This window comes from Streptomyces sp. NBC_00091 (genome assembly GCF_026343185.1).
In the GTDB taxonomy this organism is placed as follows: Bacteria; Actinomycetota; Actinomycetes; order Streptomycetales; family Streptomycetaceae; genus Streptomyces.
The window spans coordinates 3942513-3962451 of sequence record NZ_JAPEMA010000001.1 but is presented as its reverse complement, the minus strand read 5'-3'; the positions used below and the strand labels follow the sequence as shown (position 1 = coordinate 3962451).

Sequence of the window (19939 nt, the reverse complement as noted above, 5' to 3'; positions counted from 1 at the left end):
CACGGCGGGCATCGGCCTGCCGGAGTCGTGTGCGGCACACGGTAGCGTTGACTGAATAAGCGGAATGGAACGAAGGGATCGAGGTGCACGTGCCTGACGTCTCCGTGGTCGTCATCGTCTACAACGACGCAGAGCGTCTGCCGACAGCCGTCCAGTCGGTTTTGGACCAGACCCTGCGCGGGGTCGAAGTCGTGATCGTGGACGACTGCAGCAAGGACCGGTCCTACGAGATCGCCCGGGAGCTGGAGGCCGCGCACCCGGGGCGGGTGCGCGCCTTCCAGCTGCCGCAGAACAGCGGCGGCTGCGGCGCGCCCCGCAACCACGGCATCCAGCAGGCCACCGGTACGTACGTGATGTTCCTGGACAGCGACGACGTCCTGGAGCGCAACGCCTGCCGGAACATGCTGGCCGCCGCCGAGCGCACCGGGTCCGACCTGGTCTCGGGCATGTGCGTGCGCGTGCACGTCGACAACCGGTGGGGCAAGACCACCGAGTGGTACCCGTGGATCTACTCCCGCACCCGCACCCTGGAGTCGATCACCGAGTACCCGGACCTGCTGGTCTACGACACCCTCTCCACGAACAAGTGCTACCGGCGCGCGTTCCTGCTGGAGCAGGGCCTGGAGTTCCCGGTCGGCATCCACTACGAGGACCTGCTGTTCTCGGCGCAGGCCTACGTCGCCGCCCGCCGCATCACCCTGATCCCCAACCACGTGTACTTCTGGAACGTGGTCGAGAAGGCCCAGGCCAAATCGATCAGCAACCGGCGCCACGAGATCGAGAACTTCGTCCACCGGATGGAGATCCACCGCCGGGTCGACGAGCTGCTGGCCGCCCAGGGCCACACCGCCATCAAGACGGCGAAGGACGCCAAGTTCCTCAAGCACGACCTGGTGCTGCACCTGCGCGACCTGCCGCTGCTGGGCGACGACTACCGCCGGGACTTCGCCCGGCTCGCCAACGGCTACCTGGCCGGCATCGACCCGGCCGCGTACGAGAACGTGACCCACCTCCAGGCCATCTGCGCCTACCTGCTGGGCAAGGAGGACTGGGAGAACCTCCTCCCGGCCGCCGACGCGATGACCAACAAGGGCCGGCTGTCCTCCCCCCTCGCCGAGCGCGACGGGCGTGTCTACTGGTGCGGCGCCCACCTCGACGACGCCGAGGGCCGCCGGATACTGGACGTCACCGAACAGGGCTTCCACACGGCCCCGCTGTCCTCCCTGGTCCTGGGCAACCGCCTGACCTCGTACGAGGACGACGGGCGCGGCACCGTCACCCTGTCCGGAGCCGTCGTGAACCCCCTGGGCCGGATCCAGGAGGGCACCGAGCTCAAGGCCACGCTGGAGTTCCGGGCCCGCCGGCAGATCGGGGTGCGTTCCTTCAGCTTCCCGGTGGCAACCGTGCGCCACGCCGGTAACACGATCGAGTGGACCGCCACGGCCGACATCGGAAGCACCGTCCGCCCGCTCGGCATCATCGACGCCGTCTGGGACGTGCGCCTGAAGCTGACGGCCGGCGGCGACCGGCTCACCACCCGGGTGTCGGTCGGCGGGGTCGACCTGGAGTCGGCGGCCCGCCTGCGGGTCCGCCCCCGCCTGACCCGGCTGGTCTCCGACCGCTTCGAGCCGGAGGTGACCAAGAAGGGCAACCTCTCCTACGTCCTGACCGCCGAGGGCGCCGCGGCCGTCCGCACCCAGACGCTGATCAGCAGCGCGATGCACGGCAAGGCCGCCGGCGTGGTCAAGCGCAGCCTGCGCCGGGCCCTGAAGGCCCGCCGCAACCTGGGCTCGGGCGAGCAGAAGGTGAAGGTCTACCACGAGGTCTTCTCGAAGCTGCCGGTCAAGAAGGGCACGGTCGTCTTCGAGAGCCACATGGGCAAGCAGTACAGCGACAGCCCGAAGGCGATCTACGAGGAGATGGTCCGCCAGGGCGCGCCCTTCGAGGCGATCTGGTCCTACGCGGGCGGCAAGCCCACCGGCTTCCCCGAGGGGGCGACCCTGGTGCGGCGCTGGAGCTGGCCCTACCTGCGGGCGCTGGCCCAGGCCGAGTACTGGGTCGACAACCAGGGCTTCCCGCTGGCGCTGACCAAGCGCCCGGGGACCACGTACATCCAGACCTGGCACGGATCCGCGCTCAAGCGGATGGGCTTCCACGAGCCCCGTACCAAGGCGCAGGGCCGGGCCGGGCAGGACCGCTTCCAGGCGGCCGTCGACCGCTTCGACCACTTCCTGATCCGCTCCGAGCACGACGTCCGCACCCTCGCCAAGGGCTTCCGGCTTCGCGACGAGGTGCTGCTGCGCACCGGCTACCCGCGCAACGACGCCCTCGTCGAGGCGCACCGCGCGGAGGCGCACAGCGGGGAGCGGGTGCGCGGCGCGCTCGCCGCCGAGCTGGGCATCGACCCCGACAAGCGGGTGCTGCTGTACGCGCCGACCTTCCGGGCGAGCGCGGACGGCACGGTGGAGGGCTTCGAGTTCCCCTTCGACGTGGAGGAGTTCGCGGACCGGCTCGGCGACCGCTTCACCCTGCTGGTGCGCACGCACTACCTCAACAGCGTCTCGCTGCCGCCGTCGGTGGCGGGCCGGGTGATCGACGTGTCCCGGCACCACGACATCACCCCGCTGCTGGTGCTCGCCGACGGGCTGATCACCGACTACTCGTCCGTGATGTTCGACTACGCGGTGCTGGACCGGCCGATGCTGTTCTTCGCGTACGACTACGAGAAGTACGCGACGGACATCCGCGGTACGTACTTCGACCTGAAGGAGAAGGCGCCGGGCCCGGTGGTGGCCACGGCGGACGAGCTGATGCAGGCCGTCTCCGCCTTCGACGAGGCCGACGCCAAGTACGCGGAGGCCCGCCAGCGCTTCCTCACCGAGTTCGGCGAGTACGACCGCGGGGACGCCGCCCGCCAGATCGTCGAGAAGTTCTTCACCAGGAGCGGCAAGTGACCCAGGAGACCCCCGCCGCGGGCGGCCGCGACATCTTCCTCGTCTCCAACAGCGTGGACGAGCTCGGCGGTGTGACCACCTGGTCCCACCAGATGGCCCGGCTGTTCAGCGAGCGCGGGCACCGGGTGCACGTCGTGGGCATCGCGCCCGTCGCCCAGGAGCTCCGGCAGCAGCTGCCCGCCGACCTCCCGTACGAGGTGACGACCCTGTACGAGACCCACCCGCCGAAGGCGCGCCGGCTGCGCGGCCTCAAGGGCCGGCTCAACGCGCCCGAGCGGCGCCGCCAGGCGGCCCGCCGGGCCCTGATGCGGGCCAAGGCCGAGACGCTGAGCGACCTGTTCCGCGCGGCCCGGCCCGGCGCCGTGGTGATCGTCACCCAGGTCTGGGCGATGGAGTGGGTGGCCCTCGCGGACACCAAGGGCCTGTCGGTCATCGGGATGAGCCACGAGTCCTTCGAGGCCAGCCAGAAGTCCACCCGGGGCGAGCGGGTCCGCCGCTTCTACCCCGAGGTCGACCGGATGCTCGTGCTCACCCCCGAGGACGCGGACCTGTGGATCCGGGCCGGCATGGAGAACGTCGGCAGCATGCCGAACCCGCTGCCCTTCATGCCGGACTCCCCCGCCCCGCGCACCGCGAAGGTCGTCGCGAGCGTGGGCCGCCTCGCCTTCGAGAAGGGCATGGACCTGCTCCTCGACGCCTGGGCGGACGCGGCCCCGCGCCACCCCGACTGGACCCTGCGGATCTACGGGGCGGGCGCGGAGGAGGCGACCCTGCGGGCGCACTGCACCTCGCTCGGCCTGGACGAGTCCGTGGAGTGGATGGGCAGCACCGGCGACGTGCTGGGCGCCCTGCGCGAGGCCTCCGTCTTCGCCCAGGCCTCCCGGGCCGAGGGGTTCCCGATCACCCTGCTGGAGGCGATGGCGGCGGGCCTGCCCGTGGTCGCCTTCGACTGCGCGCCGGGCGTACGGGAGATCGTGCGGCACGGCGAGGACGGACTGCTGGCCCGCCTGGGCAACACGATGGAGCTGGCCGGGCACCTGGACACGCTGATGTCGGACCAGGACACGCGCGACCGGCTCGGCGACGAGGCCTTCCGGCACGTGCGCCGCTACTCCAGCGCGGAGATCACCGACCGGTGGGAAGAGCTGATCACGTTCTTGGAACGCTGAGGCCCCCGTACCAGGTCCCCGTACGAAGCCGCCCGCCCCGGATCCGGTCCGGGGCGGGCGGCTTCGTCGTACAGCGGTCGGTCAGACCGTGTGGACGTCCTTGTGGTGGTCCCGGTGGGCGGCGGCCTTGCGGTTGGCCTCCCAGCCCGTCCAGGCCGAGGCGATCATCTCGCGGACGTCGTGGCGGGCCTTCCAGCCCAGCTCGGAGGCGATCCGGTCGGCCGAGGCCACGACCTTCGCCGGGTCGCCGGGGCGGCGCGGGGTGACGACCGGCGCGTAGGTGTGCCCGGTGCCCGCGTTCAGCAGCTCGACCATCTCCTTGACGGAGACGCCCTCGCCGCGCCCGATGTTGACGGTGAGGTCCTTGTGGTCCCCGGCCGCTCCCCACTCGGCGAGCCGGCGGGCGGCCACCACGTGGGCGTCCGCGAGGTCCTCGACGTGGATGTAGTCGCGGATGCAGGTGCCGTCCGGGGTCGGGTAGTCGTCGCCGAAGATACGGGCGCCCTCGCCGGCGTCGTAGCGCTCGAAGACCATCGGGACCAGGTTGAAGACCCCGGTGTCCGCGAGCTCGGGGGTGGCCGCGCCCGCCACGTTGAAGTAGCGCAGGCAGGCGGTGGAGATGCCGTGCGCCTTGCCGGCGGCGCGGACCAGCCACTCACCGGCCAGCTTGGTCTCGCCGTACGGGCTGAGCGGCCGGCAGGGGGTCTCCTCGGTGACGGAGTCCACGTCGGGCATGCCGTAGACGGAGGCGGAGGAGGAGAAGAGGAAGTTGCGGATGCCCGCCGCCGCCACGGCCTCCAGCAGCACCGTCAGGCCCTGCACGTTCTCGTGGTAGTAGTACAGCGGCTTCTCGACGGACTCGCCGACCTGCTTCTTGCCCGCCAGGTGCACCACGCCGGTGATCTTGTGCTCGGCGATGGCCTGGTCCAGGGCGAGGCGGTCCAGCACCGAGGCCGTCACCAGCGGGACGCCCTCCGGGACCCGCTCCTCCTTGCCCGTCGAGAGGTCGTCGAAGACCACGACCTTCTCACCCGCGAGCAGCATCGCCCTCACGACGTGCGCGCCGATGTAGCCGGCGCCACCGGTGATCAGAAATGTCATGCGTGTCTCCCGAGCTCTAGCGTGACCTGCGCGTGCGGGCGCGGTCGAGGCGGTTGCGTACGAAGGTCAGCGCGCCCCCGGCACCGGGCGCGAGGCGCAAGGCCAGCGCTCCGGCGGCCGTTCGGTAGGGCTGCGCCAGCAGAACACCGTACCGGCTGCTGGGCAGGGCCCTGCGGCGGAGCAGTCCCCCGAGGGGGCGCAGGGAGGTGAGCAGGGAGCTTCCGTCGGCGCAGCGCACGCCCGCACGGACGTCCCAGGCCTGCATCCCGCGCAGCCCCCGGCGGCGTCCCTCGGCGGCCAGCGCGGCCGGCCTGAAGGGCACCTCGGCGCTCCAGCCGTCCCCGTCGGCGGCGGCCCGCAGCTCCACGGGACGCACCCGGACGGGCTCGCCACCCGTCCGGGGCAGGAAGCTCAGCTCGACGGTCTGCGGACCGGCCCCGGCGAGCCGCCCGTACAGGTCGCGCACCCGGATCCGGACGGCCCCTCCCCCGGCGGGCTCGGCGTCGACGGTGACGGGCAGCTCGGCCACCGGCAGGGCGTCGAGCCCGTCCAGCGGCACCGGCAGCTCCGCGCTCCACACCGGCTCCCCGGCCGCGTCGGCGGCGTACGGGGGCAGCAGCCGGGCCGGCTCGGCGGCGAAGCGGGTCAGCCGCTCGAGGTCGGCGGGCGGTGCCCCGGCGGCCGCCAGCAAGCGGGCGATCCAGCGGGCCCGGGCGGGGGCGGCCCCGATGTCGGCCGGGTCGAAGCCGGCCAGGTACTCGCGGGTCAGGGTCCACCAGGCGGCCTGGTACTCGGGGTCCTTGCCGAGCTCGCGCAGGTACATGCGCAGGTCGTAGTCGAGGAACTTCACCTGGCAGGCGCGGCCCAGCTCCGGGGAGGCCTCGGCGAGGGTGCGGGAGGCCGTGCGGTGCGCCTCGACGCGGGAGCGCCAGTTGCCGACGTCCTTGCGGTCCAGGGAGATCGACACCTGGGCGGCGCTGCGGCGCACGTGCCACACGTAGACGAGGTCGCCGACGACCGCGATCCGGGGTGCGGCGGCCAGGACGCGGGAGGTGAAGACGAAGTCCTCGTACACGAAGCGGCCGTCGGGGAAGCGGATCCCGTGCTTCTCCAGGAAGGCGCGCTCGTACAGCTTGTTGACGCAGAGGGTGTCGCGGACCAGCTCGGGCCGGTCGGCGGGCCGCTCGATGACATCGCCCGGGGTGTACAGGCCGGGCATCCAGGGCACCTCGCGGCCCTCCGGCAGCTCGCGCCGCACGCACGCCCCGACCGTGACCGGGGCGCGGTGCTCCTCGGCCGCCCGCAGGAGGGCCCCGGCGGCGCCGGGCGGCAGGACGTCGTCGCTGTCCAGGAAGAGGACGTACGGGGAGGTCGCGGCCGCGATCCCGTCGTTGCGGGGGGTGCCGCAGCCGCCGCTGTTCTCCGTCCGGTGCAGGACCTTCAGGCGCGGGTGGGCCGCGGCCAGCCCGTCCAGCACCCGGGCGGTCCCATCCGAGGAGGCGTCGTCGACCGCGATGACCTCGGCGACCACCGGGCCCTGGGCGAGGGCCGAGGAAACGGCCTCGCCCACGAGCCCGGCGTCGTTGTACGCGATCACCACCACCGAGACCGTGGGGCCGGCGGAGGTGGTGTCACTGCTGGAATCGCTGCTGCTCACCCGCAGGATCCTAGGCGAACGGCATAAAGCCGGCTTCAAGACGGAGCAGACGCATCCGATCAGAAGGGACGGAACTCGTCGTATTCCTTCTGGGCGGAGTCCCCGCGCTGGGCTTCCTTGTCCTTGCGGCGGGTGGTGGCCGGACGCGGGGCGTCCAGGCGGTGGTCCTCACCACGGCGGCCCAGCATCTCGGCGCCGGCCATCACGGTCGGCTCCCAGTCGAAGACGACCGAGTTCTCGTCGGAGCCGATCGCGACGCCGTCACCGGCGCGGGCACCCGCCTTCTTCAGCGCCTCCTCGACACCGAGGCGGTTGAGGCGGTCGGCGAGGTAGCCGACGGCCTCGTCGTTGTTGAAGTCGGTCTGGCGGACCCAGCGCTCGGGCTTCTCGCCGCGGACGTTGTAGACGTCCTCGACCTCGTCGTAGGTGATGGTGAAGCCGGAGTCGTCCACGGCCTTCGGGCGGATGACGATGCGGGTCGCCTCCTCCTTCGGCTTGCGGGCACGGGCCTTGGCGATGACCTCGGCGAGGAAGTAGGACAGCTCCTTGAGGCCCGTACGGGCTACCGCGGAGACCTCGAAGACCTTGTAGCCGCGCGCCTCCAGGTCGGGGCGGACCATGTCGGCGAGCTCCTGGCCGTCCGGGATGTCGACCTTGTTCAGGACGACGAGGCGCGGGCGCTTCTCAAGGCCGCCGCCGTAGAGCTTGAGCTCGTTCTCGATGGCGTCGAGGTCGGCGAGCGGGTCTCGGTCGGACTCCAGGGTGGCGGTGTCCAGGACGTGCACGAGGATCGAGCAGCGCTCGACGTGGCGCAGGAACTCCAGCCCGAGGCCACGGCCCTGGCTTGCGCCGGGAATGAGACCCGGGACGTCGGCGATCGTGTAGACCGTCGAGCCCGCGGTGACCACGCCGAGGTTGGGGACCAGGGTGGTGAAGGGGTAGTCGGCGATCTTCGGCTTGGCCGCGGAGAGCACCGAGATGAGCGAGGACTTGCCCGCGCTCGGGAAGCCGACGAGCGCCACGTCGGCGACGGTCTTCAGCTCCAGGACGATGTCGCCGGTGGTGCCGGGGACGCCGAGGAGCGCGAAGCCGGGGGCCTTGCGGCGGGCGGAGGAGAGCGCGGCGTTGCCGAGGCCGCCGCGGCCGCCTTCGGCCGCGACGTAGGTGGTGCCCTGGCCGACGAGGTCGGCGAGGACGTTGCCCTCCTTGTCGAGGACGACGGTGCCGTCCGGGACGGGCAGGATCAGGTCCGTACCGTCCTTGCCGGAGCGGTTGTCGCCCGCGCCGGGCTGGCCGTTGGTGGCCTTGCGGTGGGGGCTGTGGTGGTAGTCCAGCAGGGTGGTGATCGCCTGCTCCACCACCAGGATGACGTCGCCGCCACGGCCGCCGTTGCCGCCGTCGGGGCCGCCGAGCGGCTTGAACTTCTCCCGGTGAACGGAGGCGCAGCCGTGGCCCCCGTTACCCGCGGCGACGTGCAGCTCGACGCGGTCCACGAAGGTGGTCATGGTGTTCCTCCAGATACATGCGGGAATGTCCCGGGCAGGCCTTGCTGCCCATTAAACGTGTCTATGTGACAACGCGCCGAGGGCGGACCTCTCTTCCCGGCGTGAGCCGGGAAGAGCTGAGATCCGCCCTCGGGAAGTTCAGAACGCCGTGATCAGCAGAAGCTGGCTCAGGCGGCCGGAACGATGTTGACGACCTTGCGGCCACGGTGGGTACCGAACTCGACGGCACCGGCCTGCAGCGCGAACAGCGTGTCGTCGCCGCCACGGCCCACACCCGAACCCGGGTGGAAGTGGGTGCCGCGCTGGCGGACGAGGATCTCACCAGCGGAAACGACCTGACCGCCGAAGCGCTTCACGCCGAGCCGCTGAGCATTGGAATCGCGCCCGTTCCGGGTGGACGATGCGCCCTTCTTGTGTGCCATGTCTCAGTCCCTCTTACTTCGCAGCCGTGGGGATACCGGTGACCTTGATCGCCGTGTACTGCTGACGGTGACCCTGGCGACGGCGGTAGCCGGTCTTGTTCTTGTAGCGCAGGATGTCGATCTTGGCGCCCTTGTGGTGGTCCACGATCTCGGCCTGAACCTTGATCCCGGCCAGCACCCACGGGTCGCTGGTCACGGCGTCGCCGTCGACAACGAGCAGGGTCGAGAGCTCGACCGTGTCGCCAACCTTGGCAGTGGAAATCTTGTCAACCTCAACGATGTCGCCGACAGCAACCTTGTGCTGGCGACCACCGCTGCGCACGATGGCGTACACGCGGATCTCTCTCTCACTCGGGACGGATGCTCCTGAAGCCAGCCACTCACGCGGGCCGGGGCCCACGGTGATCCGGAATTGGACGAGCGGCCTCTCCCGTGGCACGGCCGCTTGCGCGGACGATGCGGGAGGAAGGTGCTCAGGAGCGCGACGCACGCTGAACGGGTAATCGTTCAAGACACGCCGACGGTCTAGGTTACGGGGCTGGTTCCAGAGGGTCAAACCGGGCCCCGCGCGCACGTGGGCCCCGCCGTGCAGCGGGACCCACGTGCTGTTGCTGCGGGTGCGGTGGATCAGGCTTCGGTAGGAGCCGAGACGGACGGGAGCGTCTGCTCCGCCGCCGAGGTCTTCTTCGTAACCCGCTTCGCCGCGGTCTTCTTGACCGTCGCCTTCTTCGCGACGGTCTTCTTGGCGGCCGCCGCCTTCTTGGCCGGGGCCTTCTTCGCCGTGGTGGCCGCCTTCTTGGCCGGAGCCTTGCGGGCGGCCTTCTTGGCGGGAGCAGCCGGGGCCTCGGCCTCGGGCTCCGCCGGGGCGGCCTCCGCCTCGGCGGCCGGCGCGGACTCGGCCGCGGGGGCCTCGACGACCACGATGGCCGCCTCCGCCGCACCCGCCGGCGCGGTGGCCTTGCGTACGGCACGGCGACGCGGACGGGCCGGGGCGGCCTCCACGACGGGCTCCGGCTCGGCCGGGACCTCGACGGCGGCCGGGGCGGCCGGCTCGGGCTCCACGACCGGCTCCGGCTCGATGACGGCCTCCACCACCGGCTCCGGCGCCACGACGGGCTCCGGCTCCGGGGCGGTCGCCTTACGGGTCGCCCGGCGACGGGTACGGCCCTTCGGCGCGGCCTCCTCCACCGGGGCGACCGGGGCGGTCTCGACCGTCTCCACGGCCTCCACGGCCTCGGCGACGACCTCGGCGGACGGCTCCAGCACCGTGTCGGCGGGCTCGGTGACCGGCTCGGCCTCCACCACCGGGGCCACGGCGGCCACCGGGGCCGGCGCCGGGGCGGCAGCCCGCTCCGCACCGCGCGGGGCGCCCGCCGGAGCGGTCGCCTTACGGGTGGCACGGCGACGGTTGCGGCGCCCGCTGATGCCCGCCGCGGCCTCGGCCTCGGCCGGGCTGCTGTACAGCTCCTCGTCCGGGACGAACGCCGGCTCCGGCAGCGCCCGCGGCGCGGCGAGCTCGGCGGCCACCTCGGCCTCGGTCTCCGCCTCGAGCACCTCGGCCTCGACCGTCTCGACGGTCTCCAGCTCGTGCTCGTGCTCCAGGGCGCGGCCACCGCGGCGCTTGGCGCGCTTGCCGTTGCCACCGCCGCCGATCGCGGTCGGGGTCTCCATGTGCACGATCACACCGCGGCCGTTGCAGTGGACGCAGGTCTCGGAGAAGGACTCCAGCAGACCCTGGCCCACCCGCTTGCGGGTCATCTGGACCAGGCCCAGCGAGGTGACCTCGGCCACCTGGTGCTTCGTACGGTCGCGGCCCAGGCACTCCAGCATGCGCCGCAGGACCAGGTCGCGGTTCGACTCCAGGACCATGTCGATGAAGTCGATGACGACGATGCCGCCCAGGTCGCGCAGCCGCAGCTGGCGCACGATCTCCTCGGCCGCCTCCAGGTTGTTCCTGGTGACGGTCTCCTCGAGGTTGCCGCCCTGACCGGTGAACTTTCCGGTGTTGACGTCGATGACGATCATCGCCTCAGTCTTGTCGATCACGAGGGAGCCGCCCGAGGGCAGCCACACCTTGCGGTCGAGCGCCTTGGCGAGCTGCTCGTCGATCCGGTACGTCGCGAAGACGTCGACCTCGGAGGTCCAGCGGGACAGCCGGTCGGCCAGGTCCGGGGCCACGTGGTTCACGTAGCCGTGGATGGTCTCCCAGGCGCTGTCACCGCTGATGATGACCTTCGAGAAGTCCTCGTTGAAGATGTCGCGCACGACGCGGACGGTCATGTCCGGCTCGCCGTACAGCAGACTCGGCGACGAGGTCGTGATCTGCTTCGACTTCTTCTGGATGTCTTCCCACTGGGCCTGCAGACGCTCGACGTCGCGGCGCAGCTCGTCCTCGCTCGCACCCTCGGCGGCGGTGCGCACGATGACGCCCGCGTCCTCGGGGACGATCTTCTTGAGGATGGTCTTCAGACGCGCGCGCTCGGTGTCGGGCAGCTTGCGGCTGATGCCGGTCATCGAGCCCTCGGGCACGTAGACCAGGTAGCGGCCGGGCAGCGAGACCTGGCTGGTCAGGCGGGCGCCCTTGTGGCCGATCGGGTCCTTGGTGACCTGGACGAGCACGGACTGGCCGGACTTCAGGGCGGACTCGATGCGGCGCGGCCCGTTGGCCATGCCGAGCGCCTCGAAGTTGACCTCACCGGCGTACAGGACGGCGTTGCGGCCCTTGCCGATGTCGATGAAGGCGGCCTCCATCGACGGCAGCACGTTCTGGACCTTGCCCAGGTAGACGTTGCCGACGTAGGAGGTGGCCTCCTCCTTGTTGACGTAGTGCTCGACGAGCACGTTGTCCTCGAGGACGCCGATCTGGGTACGCTCGCCGGCCTGGCGGACGACCATCACGCGCTCGACGGCCTCACGGCGGGCCAGGAACTCGGCCTCGGTGATGATCGGCACACGACGACGGCCCTGCTCGCGGCCCTCGCGGCGGCGCTGCTTCTTCGCCTCCAGGCGGGTCGAGCCCTTGATGGACTGGACCTCGTCGGAAGGTTCGGCCTTCTCGCGCGCCGGACGCGGCTCGCGGACCTTGACCACCGTGCGGACGCCGTCCTCGTCGCCCGCCTCGGCCTCGGCAGTGACGTCGGCGGGCTCACCGCTGCGGCGGCGACGACGGCGACGACGACGGCTGGAGGAGGAACCGAGGGCCTCGTCGGCCTCCTCGTCCTCTTCCTCCTGCTCGGCTTCCTGCTGCTCGGCCTCCTGCGCGGCGGCCTCGGCCTCGGTGTACTCCTCAGCGGACTCGTCCAGGTCGGCGGCCTCACCGCGACGGCGGCGACGGCCACCGCGACGGCGGCGGCGCGAGGGGCGCTCGCCCGACTCGTCGGTCTCGTCCTCGTCGTACTCGGCGGCCTCGGCCTCCGGCTCCTCCTCCACGAGCTCGGCCTCGGCCGGGGCCGCGGGCTCGACGGCGCCGCGACGGCGGCGACGGCGGCCGGCGGGCTGCGCGGCGGGGGCCTGGACCTCGGCTACGGCCTCGGCCTCTTCCTCCTCCTCGGCCTCCTCCGCCTGGACGGCGGCGGCAGCGGCCGCGGCGGCCATGGCGGCGGTCTCCGGGGTCTGGAACATCGGCTCGGCGAAGACCGGGGCCTGGAAGACGGCCACGGCGGGACGCCCGGCGCGGCGGCGGCCGGCCGGGGCCGGGGCCTCCGGCTCGGCGGCGGCCGCGGGCTGCGCGGGGGCGGCCGCGGCGGCGGGGGCCGCCGGGGCGGAGGAGCGGGTGGCGCGGCGGCGGCCGCGCTTGGGGGCGTCCACGGCGTCGGCGACGGTGACGGCGCGGGTGGCGGCCTTCGGGGCCTCCTCCGCGACGGCGGGGGCCTCTTCCTCGGCGGCCTCGGCCACGGCGGCCGGAGCGGTCACGGCGCGAGTGGCACGGCGGCGGGCACGCGGAGCCGGAGCGGCGGCCGGAGCCTCCTCCTCGACCTCGGCCTCGACCTCGGCCTCGACAGCCACGGGCTCGGCCGCGGGGACCTCGACGGCGGCGACCGGGGCGGCGACGGCGCGGGTGGCACGACGACGGGCACGCGGAGCCGGAGCGGCGGCCGGAGCCTCCTCCTCGACCTCGGCGGCCTCGACGACGGCCTCGGCGGCCACGGGCTCGGCCTCGGCCACGACGGCCTCGGGGGCGGTCACGGCGCGAGTGGCACGACGACGGGCACGCGGAGCCGGAGCGGCGGCCGGAGCCTCCTCCTCGACCTCGGCGGCCTCGACGACGGCCTCGGGAGCGGCGACGGCGCGGGTGGCACGGCGGCGGGTACGCGGGGCGGCGGCGGCCGGAGCCTCTTCGGCGGCAGCCACGGGGGTGGTCTCGACGACCACGGCCTCGGCAGCCTCGGCCACGGCGGCCGGCGCGGTCACGGCACGGGTGGCACGACGACGGGCACGCGGAGCCGCAGCGGCGGCCGGAGCCTCCTCGGCGGCAGCCACGGGCGCCGCCTCCACGACGGCCTCGGGGGCGGCGGCGACGCCGCCGGGCGGGCCGGCCGGCCGGGAAGCCGCGCGGCGACGCCTGCGCGGAGGCAGGTTGTCGCTGGGGCTGCCACTGTCGGCGGCGGGGGTGTTTTCGTTGTTGAGCATGCGGGCGGTTCTCCCGTCACGCTCCCGGGCGCCGCGGCTGACATCCGGTCCGGCACGGCCCCGCGCAATGGGGCGCGGAGCCGGCCTCCGGGGCGCGTTCGCCACACGGGAGCTGTAGTCCATGGCCGCCGGTTCCGTACGTGTTGTCCGTACGGCCTGGCGGAAGTCTTCAGGTCAGTGCGCTGCCCGACCCAGGTGGCTCCCGAGTGCCAGGGCGGCGCGACAACGACGATCCCTACGCGGCGGGACCTTCCGGCGCCTTCGCGTCGGCACTCACGGCGGCCGTGGGTGGGGCGGCCGTGACAGCCTCGCGGTCGGGCGCGAGCGGGTCGGTCACCGTGCCGGACTCCTCGTCGAAGAGCCCCTGCGCCAGCCTGGTCACCGCTGCGGGGACCGGCGGCGCCAGGTCGGCCACAGCTTGGAGACCGGACAGGACGTCGTCGGGTCGCACGGCAGGTGTCAAATGCCGAACAACCAGCCGCAGTATCGCACAGGCATTGTCCAGCGGCCTATCAGCCTGGGCAGGAAGCGCCTCGAGAGTGACGACGGCGCCGCGGGTGTCGAAGGTCCGGATGCCGTTCTTGGTCCGGCGCTGCACCTCCACCGTCTCGGCGGCGAGGAAGGTCTCCACCGCCCGCGCCGCGTCGGCGGGCTCCACGCCCTCCAGGCGCAGCTCCCAGACGGAGGCCGTCAGGCGGTCCGCGAGGCCGGAGGTGCGGGCCTCGACGGCGTCGACGATGTCGAGGCCGAGCGGCATGGACTCGTCGAGCAGCTCACGGAGCTTCTCGGGGTCGCGGGCCTCGGCGAGGCCGATCTCCAGGTACTCGGCTTCGCTGCCGGTGCCGGTGGGCGCCGCGTTCGCGTACGAGACCCGGGGGTGCGGGGTGAAGCCGGCCGAGTACGCCATGGGCACCTCGGCGCGGCGCAGGGCGCGCTCGAACGCGCGCTGGAAGTCTCGGTGGCTGGTGAACCGGAGGCGGCCACGCTTGGTGTAGCGCAGACGAATGCGCTGCACCACCGGTGCGGGAGGCGGGCCTTCGGGCTGTCGCTTGCCCAGTGGTTCTTCTCCTTGTGCGGGGCGTCGCGGCTCGCGCGCCGCCCTGAGTCCTGTCGACCCGTCCGGCTCACCCCTGCCGCTCGTGCAGGGAGATCTCGGGAGCGGGTGCCGCGTCGGCGGCTGTCGTACTACCCAGAGTACGCGCCCGTGACCTCACCGGTTCCCGGGGCGGCCCCCCGAACAGGATGCGCCTGACCTCGGCCCGCGCCTCCCGCACCGCGGCGCGGGAGGTACGCCACACCTCGCGCACGACGTGCCCGACGGGTGTGGCCACCTGCCGGTAGACCCACGCGGCGGGCCGTGCGACCCAGCCGCGCCACAGCCGGCGCAGCCCGCGCCCGAGGGCCCGGGTGATCCGGCCGGCGAGGTGCCAGGCGCTGACGAGGAGGTGGCCCAGCGGCGTGAGGACGTACCGGTACAGCAGCGTGAGCGGCGGCAGGACCACGTACCGCCCGATCCAGAGCAGCGCGTGCCCGACCGGCACGAGCACGTACCGCCACAACCCCACCCACGGCCATACGAACACCGCGACCAGCAGCCACCGCAGCCCGTGCCCGACGGGCGTCAGCACTTCCCGGTACAGCCAGCCCGACGGCAGCACCACCACGTGCCGCAGCACCCACGCGATCCCGACCCCCAGCGGCACGAGCACGTACCGCCCGAACGAGATGCACAGCCAGGCGATCCCCAGCCCGAGCGGCCGCAGCAGGTAGGTGTAGAGCGCGCCTGCGACGGGAACGACGAGGTAGCGCCACAGCCCGACCCACGGCCAGTAGAAGACGGCCTTCGCGAGCGGGCCCAGCAGGTACGTCCACAGCCGGACGAGCACCCAGCCGACCGCCTCGCCCAGCGGCGCCAGCACGTGCCGCCGCGCACCCCGGGCCCCCAGCACCAACAGGTCCCACACCGCCCGCACCGGCAACACCACCACCACGGCCACGATCCTCACGGGGACCCTGACCACCCCCACCAGGCACCCGTCCCCACCCGGCCCGGCCTGCGACTTCTCCATCTGCATGCCGCTAAGGACACCAGAACCGGGCCATCCGTTGCGCCGCGGCCCTACCGACTAGTCGATCGACCCGGGCTCGGCCAGCCAGCGCGACTGGAGTTCGGTGACGCCGGCGATCGTGTCGAAGTCCCGGTCGTAGTGCAGGACCGTCAGGCCGTGAGCCTTCGCGGTAACGGCGACGAGGAGGTCGATGCCGCTCGCCGAGCGGTGGCTGCCCCGGCGCGAAAGCTGCTCTTGCAGATCCAGGATCTGCTGCCAGCCGTCCTCAGGGACCGGGCGCCAGCCGAAGAGGTCACGGAGCTGAGCCTTGGTGCGCCGATAGTCCTGCGCCGAACGAGCCGAGAAGAGCATCTCGAACTCCGTCGGCTCGCACAGCGAGATACGACCGGCCTTGAGGATCTCGATCCAGCCGTCACGGACGCCCGGCCGGAGGATCCGGCCGGCTGCGGACTTTGTCGATCAGATACTGCTGATTCCCGGTCATTCAGCGCCACGCCTCGTCCTCGAAGCCCGGCTCCGTGAGCGCGTCGAACGCACCCTCATCAGCCAGCGCGATGAGCTGCTCCAGCGCACGCTCGCGGCGCAGACGTGCTCCTACTTCCTCGAGCGCGGCGTTGACCGTGTCCTTCTTGGTCGTGGTGCCGAGGGCTTCGGCTGCGAGCGCCAGGGCTTCCTCATTGATGTCGATCACGGTCTTGGCCATAAGAACCACCTCCAGCGGGATTGCTCATCAGCGCTCTCAAGATATCCGCGCACCGCAACGGCAGAAACCTTCACTCACCGATCGAATGAATATGCCCCCCACCGTCGGACGGTGGGGGGCATATCCCGTAAGGCTTCAGCCGGAGGCCCGGGTCACTTCACGACCGACAGCGGCAGGAGCTTCTTGCCGGTCGGGCCGATCTGGATCTCCGTCTGCATCTGAGGACACACGCCGCAGTCGAAGCACGGGGTCCAGCGGCAGTCTTCGACCTCGGTCTCGTCGAGGGCGTCCTGCCAGTCCTCCCAGAGCCAGTCCTTGTCGAGGCCGGAGTCCAGGTGGTCCCAGGGCAGGACCTCTTCGTACGTGCGCTCGCGGGTCGTGTACCAGGCCACGTCCACCCCGTACGCCGGCAGGGCCTTCTCCGCGGCCCGCATCCAGCGGTCGTACGAGAAGTGCTCGCGCCAGCCGTCGAAGCGGCCGCCGTCCTCGTAGACCGCGCGGATGACGTCGCCGATGCGGCGGTCGCCGCGCGAGAGGAGGCCCTCGACGATGCCGGGCTTGCCGTCGTGGTAGCGGAAGCCGATCGAGCGGCCGTACTTCTTGTCGCCGCGGATCTTGTCGCGGAGCTTGCCGAGGCGGGCGTCCGTCTCCTCGGCCGAGAGCTGCGGGGCCCACTGGAAGGGGGTGTGCGGCTTCGGCACGAAGCCACCGATCGAGACCGTGCAGCGGATGTCGTTCTGCCCGGAGACCTCGCGGCCCTTGGCGATGACGTTGACCGCCATGTCGCCGATCTGGAGGACGTCCTCGTCGGTCTCGGTCGGCAGGCCGCACATGAAGTACAGCTTCACCTGGCGCCAGCCGTTGCCGTACGCCGTGGAGACCGTACGGATCAGGTCCTCTTCCGAGACCATCTTGTTGATGACCTTGCGCATGCGCTCGGAGCCGCCCTCGGGGGCGAAGGTCAGGCCCGAGCGGCGGCCGTTGCGGGTCAGCTCGTTGGCCAGGTCCACGTTGAAGGCGTCCACGCGGGTCGACGGCAGGGACAGGCCCACCTTGTCGTCGGTGTAGCGGTCCGCGAGGCCCTTGGCGATGTCCGCGATCTCGGTGTGGTCCGCGGAGGACAGGGAGAGGAGACCGACCTCTTCGAAGCCCGTGGCCTTGAGGCCGCGCTCGACCATCTCGCCGATGCCGGTGATGCTTCGCTCCCGCACGGGGCGCGTGATCATGCCGGCCTGGCAGAAACGGCAGCCGCGGGTGCAGCCGCGGAAGATCTCCACGGACATCCGCTCGTGGACGGTCTCGGCGAGCGGGACCAGGGGCTGCTTGGGGTACGGCCACTCGTCGAGGTCCATGACGGTGTGCTTGGAGACACGCCACGGCACGCCGGAGCGGTTCGGCACGACACGGCCGATGCGGCCGTCCTCCAGGTACTCGACGTCGTAGAAGCCCGGCACGTAGACGTTGCCGGTCTTCGCGAGGCGCAGCAGGACCTCCTCGCGTCCGCCCGGACGGCCTTCGGCCTTCCAGGTGCGGATGATCTCGGTCATGTCGAGGACGGCCTGCTCGCCGTCGCCGATGACCGCGCAGTCGATGAACTCCGCGATCGGCTCGGGGTTGAAGGCCGCGTGGCCGCCCGCGAGGACGATGGGGTGGTCGAGCGTACGGTTCTTCGCCTCCAGCGGGATGCCCGCGAGGTCCAGCGCCGTGAGCATGTTGGTGTAGCCCAGCTCCGTGGAGAAGGACAGGCCGAACACGTCGAAGGCCGAGACGGGGCGGTGGCTGTCGACGGTGAACTGGGGCACCTTGTGCTCGCGCATCAGGGCTTCCAGGTCCGGCCACACCGAGTACGTGCGCTCGGCGAGGACGCCCTCGCGCTCGTTGAGCACCTCGTAGAGGATCATGACGCCCTGGTTGGGCAGCCCGACCTCGTACGCGTCCGGGTACATGAGCGCCCAGCGGACGTCCGCGCTCTCCCACGGCTTCACGGTGGAGTTGAGCTCACCACCGACGTACTGGATGGGCTTCTGCACATGCGGGAGCAGAGCTTCGAGCTGTGGGAAGACCGACTCGGACATCACGCGACTTTCGTGAAGCGGGCAGGGGGCGACTCTCCAGAGTACCCGAGCGCCGGCCGCCCCCTCTCGCCGTGATCATCCGAGGGCGGCCCGCCGGCCGGGGGCCGAGGCCTTCGCCCAGACGTCCGGGAGGTCGCGTTCGCACCTTTCCGCCAGAGCCTCCTCGTGGCCGTACAGGAGTCCCCAGGTGAAGGAGGGCTCGCCTGCGCCGTGGGCCTGGCGGGCCAGGTCGCGCAGGGCGGTGCGGGCGACGACGCTGTCCTGGTGCTCGCCGAGCAGGGTCTGGACCGACTTCATGGCCTTGGCGAGCTTCTCGGCGGACTTGCCGAGGGCGGGTTTCGCGGCCTCGGCGGCGTAGCGGGCGCGTTTGGCGGCCTTGCGGGCGTCGTGCAGGGCGTGGTCCCGGTCCTCCCCCGGGTCGAGGGAGAGCGAGTGGTCGACGCGGGCGGCGAGGCGGCCGTAGTCGCGCCGGACGGCCTTGGGCAGGGCCTTGCCGGCGGGCTTGGCGGCGCCGGACAGCAGCGGCGGGTCGGCGAGGAGGCCCTCCAGGGTGTCGATGAGGGCGAGGTGGCGGTCGTTGTCGAGGGCGGCGAGGGCGCGGCGTCGGGAGCCGGCGCGGCGGGAGCCGTTCCAGGTGCGCAGGCGGCTGCGGACCGGGCCAGTCAGGAGGGTGCGCGGGAGTTCGGCGACGGCGGCCTGGAAGCGGTCGTGGAGGACTTCCTGGTCCCGGTCGACGCCGAGCTCTCCGGCGAGCCAGCGCAGTTCCTCGCCGATCGGGTCGGTGATCTCGCGGTCGAGGACCTTGCGGTAGCTCTTGAAGGCGCTGCGCATGCGGCGGGCGGCGACGCGCATCTGGTGTACGGAGTCGGGCAGGTCGCGCCGTACCGCGGGGTCGTAGGAGATCAGGGCGTCGACCTGATCGCGCAGGTACGCCAGGACGTGCGCGCCCGCTGTTTCGTCGTCCGGGCCGGGCCCGGGGCGGGCGGGGGGCTCGGCGCCCGTCTCGGCGAGGGCGCGGGCCAGTTTGGAGGGGGCGTCCGAGACTTTGAGTCCGGCCTTGCGGAAGGTCTTCTCGACGGCGTCGAGGAGTGCGGGGTCGGCGCCGTCGGCGAGTTCGACCTCGACCTCCGTCCAGGACACGGCGGTGTCCTCGCGTTCGGCGGTGACCTCGTCGGTGCTGAGTTCGGCGAGGAGGGTTCCCCGGGCGTCGAGGAGGTGGCTGACCTTGCGCGAGGACAGCAGCCGGACCTGGGGTTCGAGGCTCGCGTCGCGGACCCGGGAGCGGACCAGTCGGGCGAGGGCGGGCGGGACGGTGTCGGCGAGGGGGGTCCGGATCTCGTCGCGGACGCCGGGGGCGACGGGCAGTTTGAGGTGCCAGCCGGCGTCCTCGCCGCCGGTGCGGCGGCGCAGGGTGAGGCCGTCGGCGGCGAGCCGCCGGTCGGGGGTGTCGTAGTAGACGGCGTCGAGGTGGACGGTGCCCCGGTCGCGTACGGCCGCGATGGCGGCGGTGCCGGTCAGGTCGGGCAGCCGCTGTCCGGGCCCGGCCTGCGTGAACTCGAATTTCCGCTCGATCTCGCGCTGGGTTTCCGCCATGGATCGAATCTAGTCCTGAACCGGGGGCGGCGGCAGGACGGCTTCCGGCTTCCGGCGGAAAG

General features: G+C 72.1%; 14 protein-coding genes. 2 read left to right on the top strand and 12 right to left on the bottom strand.

From position 1 onward, the window contains the following. Positions 1-83: 83 nt before the first annotated feature. Positions 84-2954, top strand: coding sequence for a bifunctional glycosyltransferase family 2 protein/CDP-glycerol:glycerophosphate glycerophosphotransferase (locus tag OOK34_RS18205; RefSeq protein ID WP_267034917.1), 2871 nt, complete (start codon positions 84-86; stop codon positions 2952-2954). Then, entirely contained in the window at positions 2951-4123 is a 1173-nt protein-coding gene (locus OOK34_RS18200) for a glycosyltransferase (protein ID WP_267034916.1), read from the top strand. The genes OOK34_RS18205 and OOK34_RS18200 overlap by 4 nt, the downstream gene beginning before the upstream one ends. Before the next feature lie 81 nt (positions 4124-4204). Here the strand turns inward: OOK34_RS18200 and galE are convergent, their stop codons facing one another. From galE to OOK34_RS18140, 12 genes are all read right to left on the bottom strand, one after another. Next, on the bottom strand, positions 4205-5224 hold the full coding sequence (gene galE / locus OOK34_RS18195) for a UDP-glucose 4-epimerase GalE (RefSeq protein ID WP_267034915.1): 1020 nt from the start codon (positions 5222-5224) through the stop codon (positions 4205-4207). Positions 5225-5240: 16 nt separating this feature from the next. Beyond that, entirely contained in the window at positions 5241-6881 is a 1641-nt protein-coding gene (locus OOK34_RS18190; protein ID WP_267034914.1) for a glycosyltransferase family 2 protein, read from the bottom strand. Between the two features lie 59 nt (positions 6882-6940). Next, positions 6941-8386: a GTPase ObgE gene (gene obgE, locus OOK34_RS18185; RefSeq protein WP_267034913.1), complete on the bottom strand. Its 1446-nt coding sequence runs from the start codon at positions 8384-8386 to the stop codon at positions 6941-6943. Between the two features lie 167 nt (positions 8387-8553). Next, entirely contained in the window at positions 8554-8808 is a 255-nt protein-coding gene (gene rpmA / locus OOK34_RS18180; RefSeq protein WP_048480572.1) for a 50S ribosomal protein L27, read from the bottom strand. Between the two features lie 13 nt (positions 8809-8821). Further along, the gene (gene rplU / locus OOK34_RS18175) at positions 8822-9142 is read right to left on the bottom strand and encodes a 50S ribosomal protein L21 (RefSeq protein ID WP_030159347.1); all 321 of its coding nucleotides are present in this window, start codon (positions 9140-9142) and stop codon (positions 8822-8824) included. 293 nt (positions 9143-9435) lie between these two features. Beyond that, positions 9436-13437 carry an Rne/Rng family ribonuclease gene (locus OOK34_RS18170; RefSeq protein ID WP_267034912.1) on the bottom strand — a complete coding sequence of 1334 codons (4002 nt, stop codon included), beginning with the start codon at positions 13435-13437 and terminating at the stop codon, positions 9436-9438. Positions 13438-13672: 235 nt separating this feature from the next. Next, positions 13673-14452, bottom strand: a complete 780-nt coding sequence (locus OOK34_RS18165) for a TIGR03936 family radical SAM-associated protein (RefSeq protein ID WP_267034911.1) — start codon at positions 14450-14452, stop codon at positions 13673-13675. 109 nt (positions 14453-14561) lie between these two features. After that, positions 14562-15512 (bottom strand): hypothetical protein, encoded by a 951-nt coding sequence (locus tag OOK34_RS18160; RefSeq protein ID WP_267034910.1) that lies wholly within the window; start codon positions 15510-15512, stop codon positions 14562-14564. Between the two features lie 51 nt (positions 15513-15563). Further along, the gene (locus tag OOK34_RS18155; protein ID WP_267036797.1) at positions 15564-15905 is read right to left on the bottom strand and encodes a PIN domain nuclease; all 342 of its coding nucleotides are present in this window, start codon (positions 15903-15905) and stop codon (positions 15564-15566) included. Between the two features lie 85 nt (positions 15906-15990). Continuing rightward, on the bottom strand, positions 15991-16209 hold the full coding sequence (locus OOK34_RS18150; RefSeq protein ID WP_267034909.1) for a type II toxin-antitoxin system VapB family antitoxin: 219 nt from the start codon (positions 16207-16209) through the stop codon (positions 15991-15993). A 152-nt stretch (positions 16210-16361) separates the two neighbouring features. Further along, complete coding sequence (locus tag OOK34_RS18145) at positions 16362-18284, bottom strand: TIGR03960 family B12-binding radical SAM protein (RefSeq protein WP_267034908.1); 1923 nt, start codon at positions 18282-18284, stop codon at positions 16362-16364. Between the two features lie 75 nt (positions 18285-18359). Then, entirely contained in the window at positions 18360-19877 is a 1518-nt protein-coding gene (locus OOK34_RS18140) for a CYTH and CHAD domain-containing protein (RefSeq protein ID WP_267034907.1), read from the bottom strand. Positions 19878-19939: the final 62 nt, after the last annotated feature.

Excerpts from the sequence above, each read along its gene's own strand:
- OOK34_RS18140 (WP_267034907.1), bottom strand. The coding sequence starts at position 19,877 with ATGGCGGAAACCCAGCGCGAGATCGAGCGGAAATTCGAGTTCACGCAG.
- obgE (WP_267034913.1), bottom strand. The coding sequence starts at position 8,386 with ATGACCACCTTCGTGGACCGCGTCGAGCTGCACGTCGCCGCGGGTAAC.
- OOK34_RS18150 (WP_267034909.1), bottom strand. The coding sequence starts at position 16,209 with ATGGCCAAGACCGTGATCGACATCAATGAGGAAGCCCTGGCGCTCGCA.
- OOK34_RS18160 (WP_267034910.1), bottom strand. The coding sequence starts at position 15,512 with ATGCAGATGGAGAAGTCGCAGGCCGGGCCGGGTGGGGACGGGTGCCTG.
- galE (WP_267034915.1), bottom strand. The coding sequence starts at position 5,224 with ATGACATTTCTGATCACCGGTGGCGCCGGCTACATCGGCGCGCACGTC.
- OOK34_RS18145 (WP_267034908.1), bottom strand. The coding sequence starts at position 18,284 with ATGTCCGAGTCGGTCTTCCCACAGCTCGAAGCTCTGCTCCCGCATGTG.
- OOK34_RS18170 (WP_267034912.1), bottom strand. The coding sequence starts at position 13,437 with ATGCTCAACAACGAAAACACCCCCGCCGCCGACAGTGGCAGCCCCAGC.
- rpmA (WP_048480572.1), bottom strand. The coding sequence starts at position 8,808 with ATGGCACACAAGAAGGGCGCATCGTCCACCCGGAACGGGCGCGATTCC.